Here is a 17,616-nt window from a genome sequence, read left to right on the forward strand (position 1 = left end):
ATTAACCATGCTTTGACGAATAGCTGGTCAACTGCCGATTACGGCGGCGTCAGCGTCGCGGCGTCTAGTTGGAAAGTGAAGCGTATGAATAGGGCACGCATTGTCGTCCTGACGGTCGCCATCTGCGCCGGCGGTGTCGCCGCGTATCTGGCGAGCGGCTCGGACAATTCTGCGCCCCCTCCGGCTCCGGTCGCGCAGCTTCCGACGGTCGACGTCCTGGTGGCCAAGAACGACATCGGCCTCGGCCAGACCGTCAAGCCGGAAGACGTTCAATGGCAGACCTGGCCGACCGCGACCGCCAGCGCCACCTTCATCCGCCGCAACGAGCGTCCCGAGGGGGTAACCCAGGTCACCGGCTCGATCGCACGCGCCCCGTTCATCCAGGGTGAGCCGATCCGCGACCAGAAGTTGGTCAAAGCCGAAGGCTCCGGCTTCATGGCGGCAATCCTGCCCACCGGCATGCGGGCGATCTCGACCGAGATCTCGCCGGAGACCGGCGCAGGCGGCTTCATCCTGCCCAACGACCGCGTCGACGTGCTTCTGACGCGCCGTCTCAAGAACCCGGACCAGAGCAGCGGCGCCCCTGATGTGGTCACGTCCGAGATCATCCTGGCCAATGTCCGCGTCCTGGCCATCGACCAGGCGCCGAAGGAGAAGGACGGGCAGAACGCAGTGGTCGGCAAGACCGTCACCCTCGAGCTCAATCCCGCTCAGACCCAGGTGCTTTCCTCGTCCCGCCAAGCCGGAACGCTGTCGCTGGCGCTGCGCAGCATCGTTGACGTCAAGCTGAGCGAGATCGCGCCCGATGACTCCGCGCAGAAGCGCGATGGCGTTTCGATCATTCGCTACGGTATCCCAAGCTCGACGGCGAAGGCACGATGAGGACTGTCGATATGAAATGCAGGGCGGATTTGGCGACGATGCGGGCCTCTGTGGTCCGCGCCCTGTCGTTTTCGGCTGCTGTCGCGCTCGCGCTCAACCCGGTGCTGACCCCCGTGGTCGCCGCCGACTATCGCCCTGTGGCGCAGGCTGCGGCCGATGGTCAAATGAACGCGCGATTCCTCTCGCTCGGCGTCGGCAAATCGATCGTCATCGACCTTCCGCGCGACATCAAGGACGTGCTGGTTGCTGATCCAAAGATCGCCAATGCGGTCGTCCGCTCGGCGCAACGCGCCTATATCATCGGCGCCTCGATCGGCCAGACCAACATCGTGTTCTTCGATTCCGCCGGCCAGCAAATTGCGGCCTATGACATCGCGGTCAAGCGCGACCTCAACGGCGTGCGGGCCGCCCTGAAGCAGGTCCTGCCGAATTCAGACATCCAGATCGACGGGCTAGGGGACGGCATCATCCTGACCGGTTCGGCCGCGAATCCGGTCGAAGCCCAGCAGGCCAACGACCTCGCCGCGCGCCTCGCCGGCGGCCCCGAGAAGGTCGTGAACTCGATCGTGGTCCGCGGCCGCGACCAGGTCATGCTCAAGGTGACGGTCGCCGAAGTGCAGCGGAGCATCATCAAGCAGCTCGGAATCGACCTCACCGCCAATCTCAACTACGGCACCTCCGTCGTCAGCTTCACCAACTCCAATCCGTTCACGGCTCTCGGCCACAACCTCGTCGACGGCAACAACCTGACCACGAAATTCGGCGCAACCCCGTCGGTGCAGGCCACCCTGCGTGCGATGGAATCCGCCGGCGTGATCCGGACGCTCGCCGAACCGAACCTGACCGCGATCTCCGGTGAATCGGCAACGTTCATCGCCGGAGGTGAATTCCCGGTGCCTGCGGGCTATGCGTGCGATCCCACCACGCATGTCTGTACCACCCAGATCAGCTTCAAGAAATTCGGCATCTCGCTCAACTTCACCCCCGTCGTTCTCACCGAGGGCAAGATCAGCCTGCGGGTGATGACCGAGGTCTCTGAGCTCTCCAACGAAAACGCGATCACGCTGTCCCAGGCCGTGACCTCGACCTCGGTCAACTCGCTCACGGTGCCTTCGATCAAGACCCGCCGCGCAGAAACCTCGCTGGAGATTCCCTCCGGCGGCGCGATGGCGATGGCCGGCCTGATCCAGCAGCAGACCAAGCAGGCGGTCAGCGGACTGCCAGGTCTGATGCAGCTCCCGATACTTGGCACGCTGTTCCGCAGCCGCGACTTCGTCAACAACGCGACCGAGCTGGTCGTGATCGTGACGCCCTATATCGTTCGCGCAGTTGCGCAAAAGGATCTGTCGCGACCGGATGATGGCTTCTCCGCGCCTGCAGATCCGCAGGCCGAGCTGCTCGGCAACATCAACCGCATCTACGGCGTGCCCGGCCGGACCGAACCGGCCAAGAACTATCGCGGCACCTACGGCTTCATCACCGACTGAGGCGGAACGGGGACTTCATGAAGATCACAAAACCACCCCAGATTCGCAGACGCGCCATCCACCTTGGTGGCGCGCTCGTCGGCATGGCGCTCGCCCTTGGCGGCTGCAAGCACGACGAAGCGGTCACGGCCTCCATTCCCGACGACTACAAGCAGCGCCATCCGATCGCGATCGAGGAGCAGAATCGCTCCATCGTCGTCTTCGTCGGCCATGCCCGCGGCGGCTTGACCGCCGCCCAGCGCGCCGACGTGATGGGCGTCGCGTCGGCCTGGCTGCACGAAGGCACCGGCGCGATCCGGATCGACGTGCCGTCCGGCACGCCCAACGCGCGTCCGGTCGCGGACACGATGCGTGAGATCCAGGCGATGCTGTCGGCGGCGGGCGTTCCGCCGCGCGGCATCAACGCGCGCCCTTACCAGCCGGAAGACAAGCGTTTCCTGCCGCCGATCCGGCTCACCTATTCCAAGATCGCCGCGGTCGCGGGTCCCTGCGGCCTGTGGCCGGAAGACATCGGCCCTTCGATGAAGAACAAGAGCTGGTTCGAGAACAAGGACTATTACAATTACGGCTGCGCCTATCAGCGCAACCTCGCGGCGATGGTCGACAATCCGTCGGATCTCGAGCAGCCGCGGCCCGAAACGCCGTCCTACACGGCGCGGCGCACCGCCGCGTTGGAGAAGTATCGCAAGGGACTGCCTACGGCGGTCGCCTATCCTGAGGCCGACAGGGCCAAACTCAGCGACACCGGCAAATGATCAGCTACGCTCGTCAGCCCCAAGAAGAGCAGTCTGAGGCATCTCGCCCGCCGATCGAGGAGCATATTGCGCCTGCGCCGCGCGTTTCCGTCCAGGCTTTCTGCGAGACCGTCGAAACGGCGGCCGCCGTGCAGTCGGCCGGCGAAGATCGCCGTCTCGGCAAGGCCCATCTGAAGATCCAGATGGGCGGTATGGCCGCTGCGGTCGAAGCCTACCGCTCCGCACCCACGCCGAACGTGATCGTGCTCGAAAGCGACGGCCGCAACGACCTGCTGGGCGGGCTCGACCATCTCGCGACCGTCTGTGACGCCGGCACCCGCGTGGTCGTGATCGGCCGCATCAACGACGTCATGCTCTACCGCGAGCTGGTGCGCCGCGGCGTCAGCGACTACGTGCTTGCGCCGGTTGGCGCGATCGACGTCGTGCGCTCGATTTGCAACTTGTTCTCGGCGCCGGAAGCCAAGGCCGTCGGCCGCATCATCGCCGTGGTCGGCGCCAAGGGCGGCGTCGGCGCGTCAACCATCGCCCACAACGTCGCCTGGGCGATCGCACGCGATCTCGCGATGGACGCGGTCGTCGCCGACCTCGATCTGGCCTTCGGCACTGCCGGGCTCGACTATAACCAGGATCCGCCGCAGGGTATTGCCGACGCCGTGTTCTCGCCCGATCGCGTCGATACCGCCTTCATCGACCGCCTGCTGTCGAAATGCACCGACCATCTCAGCCTGCTGGCGGCGCCGGCAACGCTCGACCGGGTCTATGATTTCGGCACCGAGGCCTTCGATGCCGTGTTCGACACGCTGCGCTCCACCATGCCCTGCATCGTGCTCGACGTTCCGCACCAATGGTCGGGCTGGACCAAACGCGCCTTGATCGGAGCGGACGATATCCTGATCGTGGCGTCGCCCGACCTTGCCAATTTGCGCAACGCCAAAAACCTGTTCGATCTCCTGAAGGCCGCGCGCCCCAACGACCGGCCGCCGCTCTACTGCCTGAACCAGGTTGGCGTGCCGAAACGGCCCGAAATCGCCGCGGCGGAGTTCGCCAAGGCGATCGAGAGCCAGCCGGTTGTCTCGATCCCGTTCGAGCCGCAGATCTTCGGCTCGGCGGCCAATAACGGCCAGATGATCGCAGAGATCTCGGCCAACCATAGGTCGATCGAGATGTTCCTTCAGATCGCCCAGCGCCTGACCGGCCGCAGCGAGACCAAGAAGCAAAAATCGTCCCTGCTTTCACCCCTGATTGAGAAGTTGCGGGGAAAATAAGCCGCCGCATGGAGTTGTTAAGTGTTCGGTAAGCGTAGCGGAACAGACACCGACCCTCGGGCCCCGAAGCCCGGCGCTGTGTCGCCAGAGCCTGCCCAGGCTCCGGCGCCCGCCGTGTCGCGCGCGCCAGCGACGGTCGCCTCGCCGCCGCTTGCCCCGGCGAAGCCTGCGCCGACCATGGAAGCCCGCCGCTCGGACAATTACTACGAGGTCAAGGCGACCATCTTCGGCGCGCTGATCGAAGCCATCGACCTTGCCCAGCTGGCCAAGCTCGACTCCGAGTCCGCGCGGGAGGAAATCCGCGACATCGTCAACGAGATCATCGCGATCAAGAACATCGTGATGTCGATCGCCGAGCAGGAAGAGCTGCTCGATGACATCTGCAATGACGTCCTCGGCTACGGTCCGCTGGAGCCGCTGTTGTCGCGCGACGACATCGCCGACATCATGGTCAACGGCGCCGACACCGTCTACATCGAGGTCGCCGGCAAGATCCAGCGCACCGGTATCCGCTTCCGCGACAACCAGCAGCTCCTCAACATCTGCCAGCGTATCGTCAGCCAGGTCGGCCGGCGTGTCGACGAATCCTCGCCGATCTGCGACGCGCGCCTGGCCGACGGCTCCCGCGTCAATGCCATCGTGCCTCCGCTGTCGATCGACGGCCCCACGCTCACCATCCGCAAATTCAAGAAGGACAAGCTGACGCTCGATCAGCTCGTCAAGTTCGGCGCAATCTCGCCGGAAGGCGCGGAAATCCTCCAGATCATCGGCCGCGTTCGCTGCAATGTGCTGATCTCCGGCGGTACCGGCTCGGGCAAAACCACGTTGCTCAACTGCCTGACCAACTACATCGAGCACGACGAGCGCGTCATCACCTGCGAAGACGCCGCCGAACTCCAGCTCCAGCAGCCGCACGTGGTACGATTGGAAACCCGCCCGCCCAACATCGAGGGCGAGGGCCAGGTCACCATGCGCGAGCTGGTGCGCAACTGCCTGCGTATGCGTCCCGAACGCATCATCGTCGGCGAAGTCCGCGGACCCGAGGCGTTCGACCTGCTCCAGGCCATGAACACCGGCCATGACGGCTCGATGGGCACGCTGCACGCAAACAATCCGCGCGAGGCGCTATCGCGCTGCGAATCCATGATCACGATGGGCGGCTTCTCCCTGCCTTCGCGCACCATCCGCGAGATGATCTGCGCCTCGATCGACGTCATCGTCCAGGCCGCGCGCCTGCGCGACGGTTCGCGCCGCATCACTCACATCACTGAGGTGATGGGCATGGAAGGCGACACCATCATCACCCAGGACGTCTTCCTCTACGACATGATCGGCGAGGATGCCAACGGCAAGATCATCGGCCGGCACCGGTCGACCGGAATCGGCCGCCCGAAATTCTGGGAACGCGCCCGCTATTACGGCGAAGAGAAGCGCCTTGCAGCGGCGCTCGACGCTGCGGAAGTGGCGCCGACGACGTGAGCAGGTCAGCACAGCCATGAACATGCAAGTCCTTGCCCTCAGCTTCCTCGCCACCGCCGCCGTCGGCGGCCTCGCCTGGGTCTTCCTGTATCCAATGCTGTCCGGGGAACGGAAGGCGGAGAGCCGCCGCGCCTCGATCTCGCGCGCGGAGGTGCCCACGGCCCGCGCGGCCGAGAAGACGCAGCGCTCGCGCCGCGAGCAGGTCGAGACCTCGCTCAAGGATCTCGAGGCGCGGCGCCAGCAGGAGAAGAGCGTACCGCTCAGTGTTCGCCTGTCGCAGGCCGGCCTCGACTGGGAGCCGCAGAAATTCTGGATCGTGTCTGCCGTCGTGGCGGGCGTGCTGTTCGCAGTCGCCTTGTTCGTCGGCGGCGGCCTGCTCGGCGCCGCCGGCCTCGCCTTTGCCGGTGGCTTCGGCCTGCCACGCTGGGCGCTTGGCTTCCTGAAGAAGCGCCGCGAAAACAAGTTCCTGGCCGCGTTGCCCGATGCCGTCGACGTCATCGTCCGCGGCATCAAGGCGGGCCTGCCGTTATTCGAATCGATCAAGGTCGTCGCCGCCGACGCGCCAGAGCCGCTGCGCTCCGAGTTTCTGTCCATCATCGAGACGCAGGCGGTCGGCATGCCGCTCGGCGAGGCCTGCACGCGGCTCTACGATCGCATGCCGCTGCCCGAGGCCAATTTCTTCGGTATCGTCATCTCGATCCAGCAGAAGTCGGGTGGCAACCTCTCTGAAGCGCTCGGCAACCTCTCCAAAGTGCTGCGCGACCGCAAGAAGATGAGAGAGAAGATCCAGGCGATGTCGATGGAAGCCAAGGCCTCGGCCGGCATCATCGGCTCGCTGCCGCCGATCGTGATGTTCCTCGTCTACCTCACGACGCCACAATACATCTCGGTGCTTTGGACTCATCCCACCGGCCAGCTCATGCTGGTCGGCTGCGTCGTCTGGATGTCGGTTGGCATCATGGTGATGAAGAAGATGATCAACTTCGACTTCTGATGGTGCCTTATGGTTGAGTTCCTCGTTGCGAAACTTCACGACGTCCACTTCATGACGATGCTGCTGGCGGCCATCGCCGCCAGCGCTACCGTCTATACGCTGGTGATGCCGTTGTTCGCCGGTGAGGGTCTTTCCAAGCGCATGAAGGCGGTGGCGAATGAACGTGAGCGCATCCGGCAGCGCGAGCGCGAGCGCCTCCACAAGACCGAAAAAGTCTCGCTGCGCCAGACGCCGAAGCAGCTCGTCTCGAAGGTCGTCGACGACTTCAATCTGACCAAATGGCTCGCGCAGGAAGCTGCGCGGGACAAACTCATCATGGCGGGCTATCGAGGCCAGGCACCCTACATCACCTTCCTGTTTGCCCGCCTGGTGGCCCCGCTCGTGCTGTTCGTCGGCTCGGTCGTCTACGTGTTCCTGATCGCGCATATGGAGCGGTCCATGCCGATCAAGATCGGCATCTGCGTCGGTGCGGCCTATCTCGGCCTGCAGGCGCCGATGCTGTTCCTCAAGAACGCGATCTCCAAGCGGCAGCTCTCGATCAAGCGCGCCTTTCCCGATGCGCTCGACCTGCTCCTGATCTGCATCGAATCCGGCATGTCGGTCGAGATGGCGTTCCGGAAGGTCGCGGTCGAAATCGTGGGTCAGTCGATCGCGCTGTCGGAAGAGTTCACCCTGACCACGGCCGAGCTGTCCTATTTGCAGGATCGCAAGGTCGCCTATGAGAACCTCGCGCGGCGCACCGGCCTTGAGGGCGTCAAGTCGGTATGTCTCGCGCTCCAGCAGGCCGAGCGTTACGGCACCCCGCTCGGCCACTCCTTGCGGGTCATGGCGCAGGAAAACCGCGACATGCGCATGAACGAAGCCGAGAAGAAGGCCGCCGCGCTGCCGCCGAAGCTGACGGTGCCGATGATCCTGTTCTTCCTGCCGGTGCTGTTCGTTGTCATTCTCGGACCGACCGGCATCAAGATCACCGAGATGCAGTAACGTGAGACGCGGACCACGCGCGGTCCGCGGGCGCCTTCAAGATTGGAAGATCACGTCTGATCAGTCGGGCTGGCGGAGCGAGGCGACCGGCGTCCGCTTCGGTGCCCCCTGCGGGACGGTGCTGCGGGTCAGCATTTCCTTGAGATAGGCGACATTGGCCGCAGCCTGGTCCGGCGGCAGATCCGCCTTCACGATGGTCTCGGCTTCGGCGAAGCGACCCTGGAGACCGACGACCAGACCCAGATTTTGCCGCACCCGCGCGCTTGCGCGCGGCGAGGCGTAGGCCTGCCGCAGCGCGTCTTCGGCCTTCGGCAGGTCTCTCGACAACATGTAGGACAGGCCGAGATTAGAGAGTACGCCGGGATCGCCCGGCGCGATCTTGAGCGCGCCCGCATAATAGGAGCGCGCTTCCTCGTGACGGCCCATCTGATCGAGCGCGGTCCCCTGCACTGAGAGCAGGCGCCAATCCGGGTTGTCGGGCGAATGCGCCTTCGACAAAACGTCGAAGGCTTGCTGGAAATTGCCGTTGTCGGAAAGCGCGCGGCCGTATTGGGCCATCAGCGCCTTGTTGCCGGGATTGGCGATGGTCGCCTGCTCGAGCACGGCGGCGGCCTGGGCGCGCTGGCCGTTGGCCCGCAAGGCCTGGCCGTAGGCGAGCGCCGCGTCGGCGTCCTTGGGATTGGCACGATAGCGCTCACCATAGACTTCGGCGGCGCGCGCGGGATCGGTGGGAGCGGCTTCCGCCCGCGGCCCGACCGAGCCCGTGACGTCGGAGAGTTTCGAAATCGCCGTGCAGCCGCCGAGGCCCATGGCCACCGTCGCCACCAGCGAGGTGGACGCAAGAAGCCGGGCAAGGCTGAACCGTTCAAGACTGAACCGATGACGCATGACGCTTTGACTCTCGAGCCGATTGATCGAGCCGAACGCGCCAGCAATAGACTGTTAACCCTAACGGCCGGTTAACTCGCCCGTCACTGCGGCGCCTGCGGCGGCACCTTGCCGCCAAGACCCGAATCGACGCCGAGCGCCTTCGCCTGCTCGTTCAGGTCCCGCAGCAATTGCAGTCGCTGCCGCGCCTGGATATCGACATCGTTGCCCGGGCGCGCCGCCCTCGGCAATTCGCGCCTAAGATCGTCACGATTGACCGCCTCGCGCGGAGCTCGTCGAACTGGACGCCGCCGATGCCGAGCACATTTGCCGATTGCTCGATCAATCGGCGCAGCAGCGCGATCGCGCTCGCGTGAGCGGCAGGTCTCAACATGAGATACGAAGCCTGCCCGATGATGGTTTCGCTCACCCGATCAATATTCGATGGCGAGCCGCTTGCGGATTTCGTCGATGCGCTTGTCAAGCGCATCGAACCGCGCGTGAACGGAGCGGTCGTGGAGATAGAAGACGTAACCGCCGGCAAGGAACGCGAATATCCAATGATGATGCTCGACATAGCCAAAAATCGCCTCGACGGCCTGGCCGATGAATGTGACCACGCTCCACACAAATTCCATTGCACTTCCTCCCGGCCGGCTTTGTCGTCGGCCGCCGGAGATCTCCCCACCCGACGGCCGTCGCCGGAACCTAGCATAGCCCCCTTGCTGCGAGTAGCGGATCGCTGAACGGTGACAGCAAAGCTGATTGCAGCGGCGGCGAAACTCTGCGAAGTCTCGTCCGTTCTTATGACCCGCTCGATCTGACGATCCGGACCCGCCAATGCCTTCTGTCTTCGAGACGTCGCCTACCGCCATCCCGATCACTTTCGTCACCAAGTCGAGCTGGGATCAGGTCGCCGAGACGCTGCCGGCAGCGCAACGCCAGTTCGCCGCTGCGAATGCCTTTACCGCGAAGCCAAGCGGCTATCTCGCCCTGCCCGCTCCCGATGGCGCGATCGCGCAAGTGCTGTTCGGCATCGAGGACGAAGATGCAAGATCGCGCGACCTGTTCCGACCGGGCGCCCTGCCCGGCCTGCTGCCGCCGGGCATCTATCGCTTCGCCAATGCACCGCACGATGCACGACTCGCCGCACTCGCCTTCGCGCTCGGCAGCTACCGCTTCGCCCGGTACCGCAAGGCGGACCGCCCCGAGGTCCGCCTGGTGCCGCCCGACGGCGTCGATGCGACCGAGATCAACCGCATCGCGGACGCTGCAATGCTGGCGCGCGACCTCATCAACACGCCAGCCAATGACATGGGGCCGGAAGAGCTGGCCGCGGCCGCGCAAGATCTCGCCGCCGAATTCGGTGCAAGCTTTGCCTGCACCATCGGTGCTGCCTTGAAGACGGATTTTCCGCTGATCCACGCCGTCGGCATGGCCTCCGACCGCGCACCGCGGCTGATCGACATCGGCTGGGGCGACCCGGCTCATCCCAAGGTGACGCTGGTCGGCAAGGGCGTCTGCTTCGACACCGGCGGACTCGACCTGAAGCCGTCGAGCGGCATGCTGATCATGAAGAAGGACATGGGAGGCGCCGCCAACGTGCTGGCATTAGCGCGCATGGTGATGGATGCGAAGCTCAAGGTCTGCCTGCGTGTGCTGATTCCGGCCGTGGAGAACGCGGTCGCGGGCAATGCCTTCCGCCCGCTCGACATCTTCACCTCGCGCAAGGGCATCACGGTCGAGATCGGCAATACGGACGCGGAAGGACGGCTGGTGCTCGCCGACGCGCTGGCGCTGGCCGACGAGGAAAAGCCCGACCTGTTGATCGATCTGGGTACGTTGACGGGAGCAGCGCGCGTCGCGCTGGGGCCGGATTTACCGCCCTTTTACACCAATGATGAGACGCTTGCCGCCGACGTCGCGCGATGCGCGGTGAAGGAGAACGACCCGTTGTGGCGCATGCCGCTGTGGCCGCCCTACGACGCGTGGCTGGACTCCAAGACAGCCACCATCACCAACGCACCGTCCGGCGGCTTTGCCGGCTCGATCATTTGCGCGCTGTTCCTGCAACGCTTCGTCGAACAGGCCAGGAGCTGGCTGCATGTCGACATCTACGGCTGGACCCCCTCGGCGAAGGCCGCACGACCCGAGGGCGGCGAGTGTCAGGCCGCGCGCGCAATCTACACATTGCTGAGCGAGCGCTATGCGTGATCCAAGGCACGGTCCAAGTCACGATCCAAGTCACGATCCAAGGCTGACACCGGCGCGGGGCGACCTCGCCGCGAAATATCTCGAAGGCAAGGTGCAGGCGGATCGCTTCGTCACGGGCGAGGAGTTCGAGATCGTCGAGGCGATCGCGCCCGTGCGCGAGCATCCGTCATCGGACGCGATGCTGATGACGCAAGCGCTGCGCGGCGAGCGCGTCACGGTCTACGATCGCAACGGTGAGGGGTGGGCCTGGGGTCAGCTCAATGGCGACGGATATGTCGGCTGGCTGCCGGATGCTGCGCTCAGGACACCCTCGGCCGCCCCGACCCACATGATCAGCGCGCTACGAACCTTTGCCTTCCCCGGCCCCTCGATAAAGCTGCCGCCGGCAGACACGCTGATGATGGGATCGAAGATTGCGGTCGCGCGCGAGGACGGCAGCTTCGCCGTGACGCGCGACGGACAATATCTGCCCAAGGCCCATCTCGCCCCGCTTGGTCATCGCGAGCCGGATTTCGTCACCGTCGCCGAGCGTTTCGTTGGCACGCCCTATCTCTGGGGCGGCAAAAGCAGTTTTGGTATCGATTGCTCCGGTCTCGTCCAGGTCTCGCTGACATCGGCGGGCGTCGGCTGCCCACGCGACAGCGACATGCAACAGGCCGGCCTCGGCCGCGCACTGGAGCCGCATGAGTTGGGCAAGCTGCAACGCGGCGATCTCATTTTCTGGAAGGGTCATGTGGCCATCGTCCGCGATGCCGGCACCATGGTTCACGCCAATGCGCATCACATGACAACGGAGATCGAACCGGTCGAGCCGGCGATCGCCCGGATCAGGACGGCTGGAGGCGAGGTCGCCGCGATCAAGCGGCTCTGACGGCGGCTACGTCGCCACCGATCCATTCCCCTCGGTCTCCAGCCGAAACGCCGCCGCAAACAGCGCGCGTGTGTAATCCGTCTTCGGGTTCTTGAAGAGTTCGGCGGCTTGGCCTTCCTCGACGACCTTGCCGCCGCGCATCACGATCAGATGGCTGGCGAGCGAAGCGACAACGCGTAGATCGTGCGAGATGAACATGTAGGTGAGGTCGCGACGGCGCTGCAATTCACGTAGCAGATCGACCATCTGCGCCTGAATCAGCATGTCGAGCGCACTGGTCGGCTCATCCAGCACGACGAAATCCGGCTCCAGCACCACCGCCCGCGCGATCGAGATGCGCTGGCGCTGGCCGCCGGAGAATTCATGCGGATAGCGGTAGCGGGTATCCGGCTTCAGCCCGACATCCTCGAGCGCCTTGACGACGCGCTCCTCACGCTCCTCGCGCGAGAGCTTCGGCTGATGCACGGTGAGGCCTTCGGCGACGATGTCGGCGACCGACATGCGCGGGCTGAGCGAGCCGAACGGATCCTGGAACACGATCTGCATGTCGCGCCGGAACGGCCGCATCTCCTTGAACCGCAGGCCCTGGATATCTTTTCCGAGGAACACAATGCGTCCGTTCGAGGAGATCAGCCGCATCAATGCCAGCCCCAGCGTGGTCTTGCCCGATCCGGACTCGCCGACGACGCCGAGCGTCTCGCCCTTGCGCACGGCGATGCTGACGCCGTCGACCGCCTTGATGTGACCGACCGTCTTGCGCATCAACCCGCGCTTGATCGGGAACCAGACTTTCAGGTCGTCGGCCGACATTACCACCGGCGCATCCGGCTGCGGCGGCGCCGGATCCGGCTTCGGTTCCGCGGCGAGCAGGTCGCGCGTATAGGGATGCTTCGGGCTCTTGAAGACCTGCTCGACCGGTCCCTGCTCGACGATCTCGCCGCCCTTCATGACGCAGACCTGGTCGGCGATGCGACGCACGATGCCGAGATCGTGGGTGATGAAGAGCAGGCTCATGCCGAGCCGGCCGCGGATCTCTGCGAGCAGCGTCAGGATCTGCGCCTGCACGGTAACGTCGAGCGCCGTGGTCGGCTCGTCCGCGATCAGGAGGTCCGGCTCGTTGGCAAGCGCCATCGCGATCATCACGCGCTGGCGCTGGCCGCCGGAGAGCTGGTGTGGATAGCTCTTCAGCCGCGTTTCAGGCTCGGGAATGCCGACCTGCGTCAGCAATTCCAGCGTCCGCCTGCGCGCCTCGGCATTGCTGGTCGGATTGTGCAGCTGGATGATCTCGCCGATCTGCGCCTCGATCGTGTGCAGTGGATTGAGCGAGGTCATCGGCTCCTGGAAGATAATGGAGATGTCGCTGCCGCGAATCCCCCGCATCTCCTGCTCCGACTGATCGATCAGTTCCTGTCCCTTGAAGCGGATGCTACCCGAGGGATGCGAGGCGTTCGGATAGGGCAGCAGCTTGAGGATCGAGAGCGCGCTGACCGACTTGCCGGAGCCGGACTCGCCGACCAGCGCGACGCACTCGCCGCGCTTGATCTGGAACGATACCTTGTCGACTGCGAGCGTGGTGGCGCCGCCCTGGTGGAAGGCCACCGAGAGGTCGCTGACGCTGAGCAGAGGCTGGTTGATCGCGTCCATTGGTTTACCTGAACGTCTTGCGCGGATCGAAGGCGTCGCGCACAGCCTCGCCGATGAAGATCAAGAGCGACAGCATGATCGCGACCGAGAAGAAGCCGGAGAAACCGAGCCAAGGCGCCTGCACGTTGGACTTGCCCTGCGACAACAGCTCGCCGAGCGACGGCGAGCCGGGTGGCAGTCCGAAGCCGAGGAAGTCGAGCGCCGTCAGCGTCATCACCGAACTCGATACGATGAATGGCAGGAAGGTCATGGTCGCGACCATTGCGTTCGGCAGCAGATGTCTGAACATGATCACGGCGTTCGAAACGCCGAGCGCCCGCGCCGCCTGGATGTACTCGAAATTGCGTCCCCGCAGAAATTCCGCGCGCACGAGTCCGACCAACGACACCCAGGAAAACAACAGCAGGATGCCGAGAAGCACGAAGAAGCCCGGCACCAGCACCGACGACAGGATCAGCAGCAGATAGAGCGATGGGATTGCGGTCCATATCTCGATGAAGCGCTGGAATAACAGGTCGATCCAGCCGCCGAAATAGCCCTGCACCGCGCCGGCCGCGATGCCGACAATTGATGAGACGATGGTCAGGCAGAGGCCGAACAGCACCGAGATGCGGAAGCCGTAGATCAGCCGCGCCACCACGTCGCGGCCCTGATCGTCGGTGCCGAGCCAGTTGTATTCGAGATCGCGACAGCTCTTGAGGCCCTTCTTCTCGACGACAGGCTTGCACTGCGCTTCCGTCAGCATCCAGGTCGGCGGCGACGGTGCTGGCGTCGGCAGATCGAGATTGTGGGTGTCGTAGGAGTAGCGGATCAGCGGCCAGACGATGCTGCCACCCTTGTCCCTGATCAGCTTCTGCAAATAGGGATCGCGGTAGTCGGCTGCCGTTTCGAAGTCGCCGCCGAAAGTGGTTTCCGAATAAGTGACGACCGACGGCCAATAGAGGCGGCCATCATATTTGATCAGGAACGGCCGATCATTGGCGATCAGCTCGGCGAACAGCGACACCACAAACAGGATCAGGAAGATCCAGAACGACCAGTAGCCGCGCCGGTTCGCCTTGAAATTCTGCCAGCGCCGCCTGTTGAGTGGCGACGGCACGAACGGTTTGCGCGTCATCGGCACGGCATCGCCGAGTGGCGACTTCGCAGTGGTTTCGATTGGCCTGGTGGGGGCGGTCAGCGTCATCAGACCTCCCGAGCCTCGAAATCGATCCGCGGATCGATCCACATATAGGTCAGGTCAGAGATGAGGTTGATCACGAGGCCAACGAGCGAAAAGATGAAGAGCGTGCCGAACACCACGGGGTAGTCGCGGTTGAGGACGCTCTCGAAACTGAGCAGACCCAGCCCGTCCAGCGAGAAGATGGTCTCGATCAGAAGCGAGCCCGAGAAGAAGGCGTGAATGAAGGTGCTGGGAAAGCCGGCGATGACGATCAGCATCGCGTTGCGGAAGACGTGACCATAGAGCACCCGGTTCTCGCTGCAGCCCTTCGCGCGCGCAGTCATCACATATTGCTTGCGGATCTCGTCCAGGAACGAGTTCTTGGTCAGGAACGTCATGGTGGTGAACGCACCGAGCCCCATGGCGATCAGCGGCAGCGTCAAATGCCAGAAGTAATCGATGATCTTCCAGTACCAGGGAAATTGCGACCAGCCGTCTGAGGTCAGTCCGCGCAGCGGGAACCAGTTGAAGAACGATCCCCCGGCAAACAGGATGATCAGGAGGATCGCGAACAGGAAACCGGGAATGGCGTAGCCGAGCACGAGCACGCTCGACGTCCAGGTGTCGAAGCGCGTTCCGTCCCTGACCGCCTTGCGGATGCCGAGCGGAATCGAGATCAAATAGGTCAGCAGCGTCAGCCAGATGCCGAGCGAGATCGAGACCGGCAGCTTTTCCTTGACGAGCTGCAATACGCTGACGTCGCGAAAATAGCTCTTGCCGAAATCGAAGCGGGCGAAGTTCCACACCATCAGCGCGAAGCGCTCCGGGGCCGGCTTGTCGAAGCCGAACTGCACTTCCAGCTTTTTGATGAAATCGGGATCGAGGCCTTGCGCGCCACGATATTTCGAGTTGATGGCGTCACCGCCGGCCCCCAACTGCCCCGGGGCGCGCTGCGCGAAGTCGCTGCCGCCCGAAATGCGCGAGGTACCGCCGGTGTCGGCGCCCGAGAGCTGCGCGATCACGCGCTCGACCGGGCCACCCGGCGCGAACTGCACGACGATGAAGGAAACGAAGAGGATCCCGAGCAAGGTAGGGATCATCAGCAGGATGCGGCGGGCGATATAGGCGCTCATGGCTATTTCGCCTGCTCCAGCTTGGCGGCCTTGCCGCCATCATACCACCAGATATCGGGAGCGCCGACGCCGTTGGCATAACGCGGCAGCTTCTGCGGATGGCCGAATTGGTCCCAATAAGCAAGCCGGTGCGTCTTGTTATACCATTGCGGCACCCAATAGCGGCCGGCGCGGAACAGGCGATCGAAGGCGCGGCAGGCCACGGTCAATTCCTCGCGACTGTCGGCCGCCATGATCTTCTCGATCACGGCGTCGATGGCCGGGCTGGCGATGCCCGCCAGATTGTATGAGCCTTTGGTTGCGGCGACCTGCGACGAGAAGAATGCGCGCATGGCATCGCCCGGCGTTGCCGACATGCTGAAGCGTTGGATCGTCATGTCGAAATCGAAATCTTCCTGGCGCGCCTTGTGTTGCACGGCATCGACGAGGCGCACACTCGCTTCGATGCCGAGCGTCGCAAGGTTTTTGATGTAGGGCGCATGGTGCGGCTGGAACGAAGGCTCGTCCAACAGGAACTCGATCCTGAACACGTCTCCGTTCGGCAGCACCCGTTTGCCGTCCTTGATAGGCAGGCCGGCCTCGCTGAGCAGTTGCTGCGCCTTGCGCAACAGGCTGCGGTCTTGCCCGGAGCCGTCCGAGACCGGCGGCGTGAACGGCGCGGCAAAGACTTCATCCGGAACCTGACCGCGGAACGGCTCCAGCAGCTTCAGCTCGTCCGGCGAAGGAGGCCCGTCGCTCGCCATCAGGTCGGAGTTCTGAAATGGTGACACGGTACGGGCATAGGCGCCGTACATGATGGTCTTGTTGGTCCATTCGAAGTCGAAGACATTGATCAGGGCCTCGCGGACGCGAGGATCCCTGAACTTGTCGCGCCGCGTGTTGATGAACCATCCTTGCGCGCCGGACGGCGTGTCGTCGGGCACGACCTCCATCTTGACGCGACCGTCCTTCACGGCGGGAAAATCGTAACGCGTCGCCCAAAGGCGGGAGGTGAACTCCTCGCGGTAGAGATAGTTCTTGCCGGTAAAACCTTCGAAGGCGACATCGCGGTCGCGGTAGAATTCGTAGCGCACGACGTCGAAATTGTAGCTGCCGCGGCAAGGCGCCAGGTCGGCAGCCCACCAGTCCTTGACGCGCTCATACTCGATGTAGCGGTTGACCTCGAACTTGCCGACCTTGTAGGGCCCTGACCCCAGCGGGACCTCCAGCGACGTTTCGTCGAACGGACGAGACGCATAGTAGGCCTTCGAGAAAATCGGCAGTCCCGCGACATAGAGTGGCACGTCGCGCGCACGTCCCTTGGCAAAGGTGACGACGAGCGTCGCGTCGTCGATCGCTTCCGCGCTGACCATGTCGCGCATCTGCACGATGATCAACGGATGGCCCTTGGTCTTCAGCGACGTCAGCGAGAACGCCGCATCGTGAGCGGTGAGCCTGGTGCCGTCGTGGAATTTCGCCTCGGGCCGCATCGTGAAGCGATAAACCAGCCTGTCCGGCGATATCCGCACGGATTTGGCGGCAAGCCCGTACATCGCGTCCGGCTCATCGCTTGCTCGTACCATTAGCGGCGAAAACGTCATGTCCACGCCTTGCGCGCCGTCGCCCTTCAGGATGAAGGCGTTGAGCGAGTTGAAGGTCTGATAGGACTGATTGTACGCGCGCACCGACGGAATCAGCGAGAATGTCCCACCCTTCGGCGCATCCAGATTGACGTAGTCGAAATGGTGGAAGTCGGCGGGATATTTAAGGTCGCCGAATGCAGACATGCCGTGAGCCTCGGCGGACATCTCGGACGCTGTCGCGCTCCGGAGCCAGGCGGCGCTGAACGCGCCGCCTGCACCCAAGGCCAGCACGTGCCGGCGTGAAAGCTGCGCCATGC

Annotated in this window: 16 protein-coding genes; 9 read left to right on the plus strand and 7 right to left on the minus strand. The window is 64.0% G+C overall.

All coding sequences use genetic code 11. From position 1 onward, the window contains the following. Positions 1–84: 84 nt before the first annotated feature. From cpaB to IVA88_RS26985, 7 genes are read left to right on the plus strand one after another with little or no spacing between them, the layout of a single operon-like run. Entirely contained in the window at positions 85–882 is a 798-nt protein-coding gene (gene cpaB / locus IVA88_RS26955) for a Flp pilus assembly protein CpaB (RefSeq protein ID WP_247500168.1), read from the plus strand. Between the two features lie 11 nt (positions 883–893). Next, entirely contained in the window at positions 894–2,369 is a 1,476-nt protein-coding gene (locus IVA88_RS26960; RefSeq protein ID WP_247500423.1) for a type II and III secretion system protein family protein, read from the plus strand. 17 nt (positions 2,370–2,386) lie between these two features. Then, positions 2,387–3,124: a CpaD family pilus assembly protein gene (locus IVA88_RS26965; protein WP_247500169.1), complete on the plus strand. Its 738-nt coding sequence runs from the start codon at positions 2,387–2,389 to the stop codon at positions 3,122–3,124. Then, a complete protein-coding gene (locus tag IVA88_RS26970; protein WP_247500170.1) occupies positions 3,121–4,389 on the plus strand; it encodes an AAA family ATPase in 1,269 nt (422 codons plus the stop codon). The genes IVA88_RS26965 and IVA88_RS26970 overlap by 4 nt, the downstream gene beginning before the upstream one ends. 21 nt (positions 4,390–4,410) lie before the next feature. Continuing rightward, the gene (locus IVA88_RS26975; RefSeq protein ID WP_247500171.1) at positions 4,411–5,868 is read left to right on the plus strand and encodes a CpaF family protein; all 1,458 of its coding nucleotides are present in this window, start codon (positions 4,411–4,413) and stop codon (positions 5,866–5,868) included. Positions 5,869–5,884: 16 nt separating this feature from the next. Beyond that, positions 5,885–6,862 (plus strand): type II secretion system F family protein, encoded by a 978-nt coding sequence (locus IVA88_RS26980; RefSeq protein ID WP_247500172.1) that lies wholly within the window; start codon positions 5,885–5,887, stop codon positions 6,860–6,862. 9 nt (positions 6,863–6,871) lie between these two features. Further along, positions 6,872–7,846, plus strand: coding sequence for a type II secretion system F family protein (locus IVA88_RS26985; protein WP_247500173.1), 975 nt, complete (start codon positions 6,872–6,874; stop codon positions 7,844–7,846). A 60-nt stretch (positions 7,847–7,906) separates the two neighbouring features. Here the strand turns inward: IVA88_RS26985 and IVA88_RS26990 are convergent, their stop codons facing one another. The 3 genes from IVA88_RS26990 to IVA88_RS27000 form a co-directional block, all read right to left on the minus strand. Then, the gene (locus tag IVA88_RS26990) at positions 7,907–8,734 is read right to left on the minus strand and encodes a tetratricopeptide repeat protein (protein ID WP_247500174.1); all 828 of its coding nucleotides are present in this window, start codon (positions 8,732–8,734) and stop codon (positions 7,907–7,909) included. A gap of 83 nt (positions 8,735–8,817) precedes the next feature. Further along, on the minus strand, positions 8,818–8,964 hold the full coding sequence (locus IVA88_RS26995; RefSeq protein WP_247500175.1) for a hypothetical protein: 147 nt from the start codon (positions 8,962–8,964) through the stop codon (positions 8,818–8,820). Positions 8,965–9,147: 183 nt separating this feature from the next. Beyond that, positions 9,148–9,351 carry a hypothetical protein gene (locus IVA88_RS27000; RefSeq protein ID WP_018454690.1) on the minus strand — a complete coding sequence of 68 codons (204 nt, stop codon included), beginning with the start codon at positions 9,349–9,351 and terminating at the stop codon, positions 9,148–9,150. 202 nt (positions 9,352–9,553) lie between these two features. On the opposite strand from IVA88_RS27000, the gene IVA88_RS27005 reads away from it, so the two are divergent. Further along, positions 9,554–10,927 carry a leucyl aminopeptidase family protein gene (locus IVA88_RS27005; RefSeq protein ID WP_247500176.1) on the plus strand — a complete coding sequence of 458 codons (1,374 nt, stop codon included), beginning with the start codon at positions 9,554–9,556 and terminating at the stop codon, positions 10,925–10,927. Beyond that, the gene (locus IVA88_RS27010; protein ID WP_247500177.1) at positions 10,920–11,798 is read left to right on the plus strand and encodes a C40 family peptidase; all 879 of its coding nucleotides are present in this window, start codon (positions 10,920–10,922) and stop codon (positions 11,796–11,798) included. Before IVA88_RS27005 ends, IVA88_RS27010 begins: the two co-directional genes overlap by 8 nt. A 6-nt stretch (positions 11,799–11,804) precedes the next feature. Here the strand turns inward: IVA88_RS27010 and IVA88_RS27015 are convergent, their stop codons facing one another. The 4 genes from IVA88_RS27015 to IVA88_RS27030 are packed head-to-tail and all read right to left on the minus strand — an operon-like array spanning position 11,805 to position 17,614. After that, on the minus strand, positions 11,805–13,442 hold the full coding sequence (locus IVA88_RS27015; protein ID WP_247500178.1) for an ABC transporter ATP-binding protein: 1,638 nt from the start codon (positions 13,440–13,442) through the stop codon (positions 11,805–11,807). Between the two features lie 4 nt (positions 13,443–13,446). Further along, complete coding sequence (locus tag IVA88_RS27020) at positions 13,447–14,628, minus strand: ABC transporter permease (protein ID WP_247500179.1); 1,182 nt, start codon at positions 14,626–14,628, stop codon at positions 13,447–13,449. Then, positions 14,628–15,737, minus strand: a complete 1,110-nt coding sequence (locus IVA88_RS27025; protein WP_007605353.1) for a microcin C ABC transporter permease YejB — start codon at positions 15,735–15,737, stop codon at positions 14,628–14,630. The genes IVA88_RS27020 and IVA88_RS27025 overlap by 1 nt, the downstream gene beginning before the upstream one ends. A gap of 2 nt (positions 15,738–15,739) precedes the next feature. Beyond that, entirely contained in the window at positions 15,740–17,614 is a 1,875-nt protein-coding gene (locus IVA88_RS27030; protein ID WP_247500180.1) for an extracellular solute-binding protein, read from the minus strand. Positions 17,615–17,616 lie beyond the last annotated feature (2 nt).

Origin of the sequence: Bradyrhizobium sp. 149 (assembly GCF_023073915.1) — a bacterium.
Taxonomy (GTDB): Bacteria; Pseudomonadota; Alphaproteobacteria; order Rhizobiales; family Xanthobacteraceae; genus Bradyrhizobium.

Excerpts from the sequence above, each read along its gene's own strand:
- cpaB (WP_247500168.1), top strand. The coding sequence starts at position 85 with ATGAATAGGGCACGCATTGTCGTCCTGACGGTCGCCATCTGCGCCGGC.
- IVA88_RS26960 (WP_247500423.1), top strand. The coding sequence starts at position 894 with ATGAAATGCAGGGCGGATTTGGCGACGATGCGGGCCTCTGTGGTCCGC.
- IVA88_RS26965 (WP_247500169.1), top strand. The coding sequence starts at position 2,387 with ATGAAGATCACAAAACCACCCCAGATTCGCAGACGCGCCATCCACCTT.
- IVA88_RS26970 (WP_247500170.1), top strand. The coding sequence starts at position 3,121 with ATGATCAGCTACGCTCGTCAGCCCCAAGAAGAGCAGTCTGAGGCATCT.
- IVA88_RS26980 (WP_247500172.1), top strand. The coding sequence starts at position 5,885 with ATGAACATGCAAGTCCTTGCCCTCAGCTTCCTCGCCACCGCCGCCGTC.
- IVA88_RS26985 (WP_247500173.1), top strand. The coding sequence starts at position 6,872 with ATGGTTGAGTTCCTCGTTGCGAAACTTCACGACGTCCACTTCATGACG.
- IVA88_RS26990 (WP_247500174.1), bottom strand. The coding sequence starts at position 8,734 with ATGCGTCATCGGTTCAGTCTTGAACGGTTCAGCCTTGCCCGGCTTCTT.
- IVA88_RS27000 (WP_018454690.1), bottom strand. The coding sequence starts at position 9,351 with ATGGAATTTGTGTGGAGCGTGGTCACATTCATCGGCCAGGCCGTCGAG.
- IVA88_RS27005 (WP_247500176.1), top strand. The coding sequence starts at position 9,554 with ATGCCTTCTGTCTTCGAGACGTCGCCTACCGCCATCCCGATCACTTTC.
- IVA88_RS27010 (WP_247500177.1), top strand. The coding sequence starts at position 10,920 with ATGCGTGATCCAAGGCACGGTCCAAGTCACGATCCAAGTCACGATCCA.
- IVA88_RS27015 (WP_247500178.1), bottom strand. The coding sequence starts at position 13,442 with ATGGACGCGATCAACCAGCCTCTGCTCAGCGTCAGCGACCTCTCGGTG.
- IVA88_RS27020 (WP_247500179.1), bottom strand. The coding sequence starts at position 14,628 with ATGACGCTGACCGCCCCCACCAGGCCAATCGAAACCACTGCGAAGTCG.
- IVA88_RS27025 (WP_007605353.1), bottom strand. The coding sequence starts at position 15,737 with ATGAGCGCCTATATCGCCCGCCGCATCCTGCTGATGATCCCTACCTTG.
- IVA88_RS27030 (WP_247500180.1), bottom strand. The coding sequence starts at position 17,614 with ATGGCGCAGCTTTCACGCCGGCACGTGCTGGCCTTGGGTGCAGGCGGC.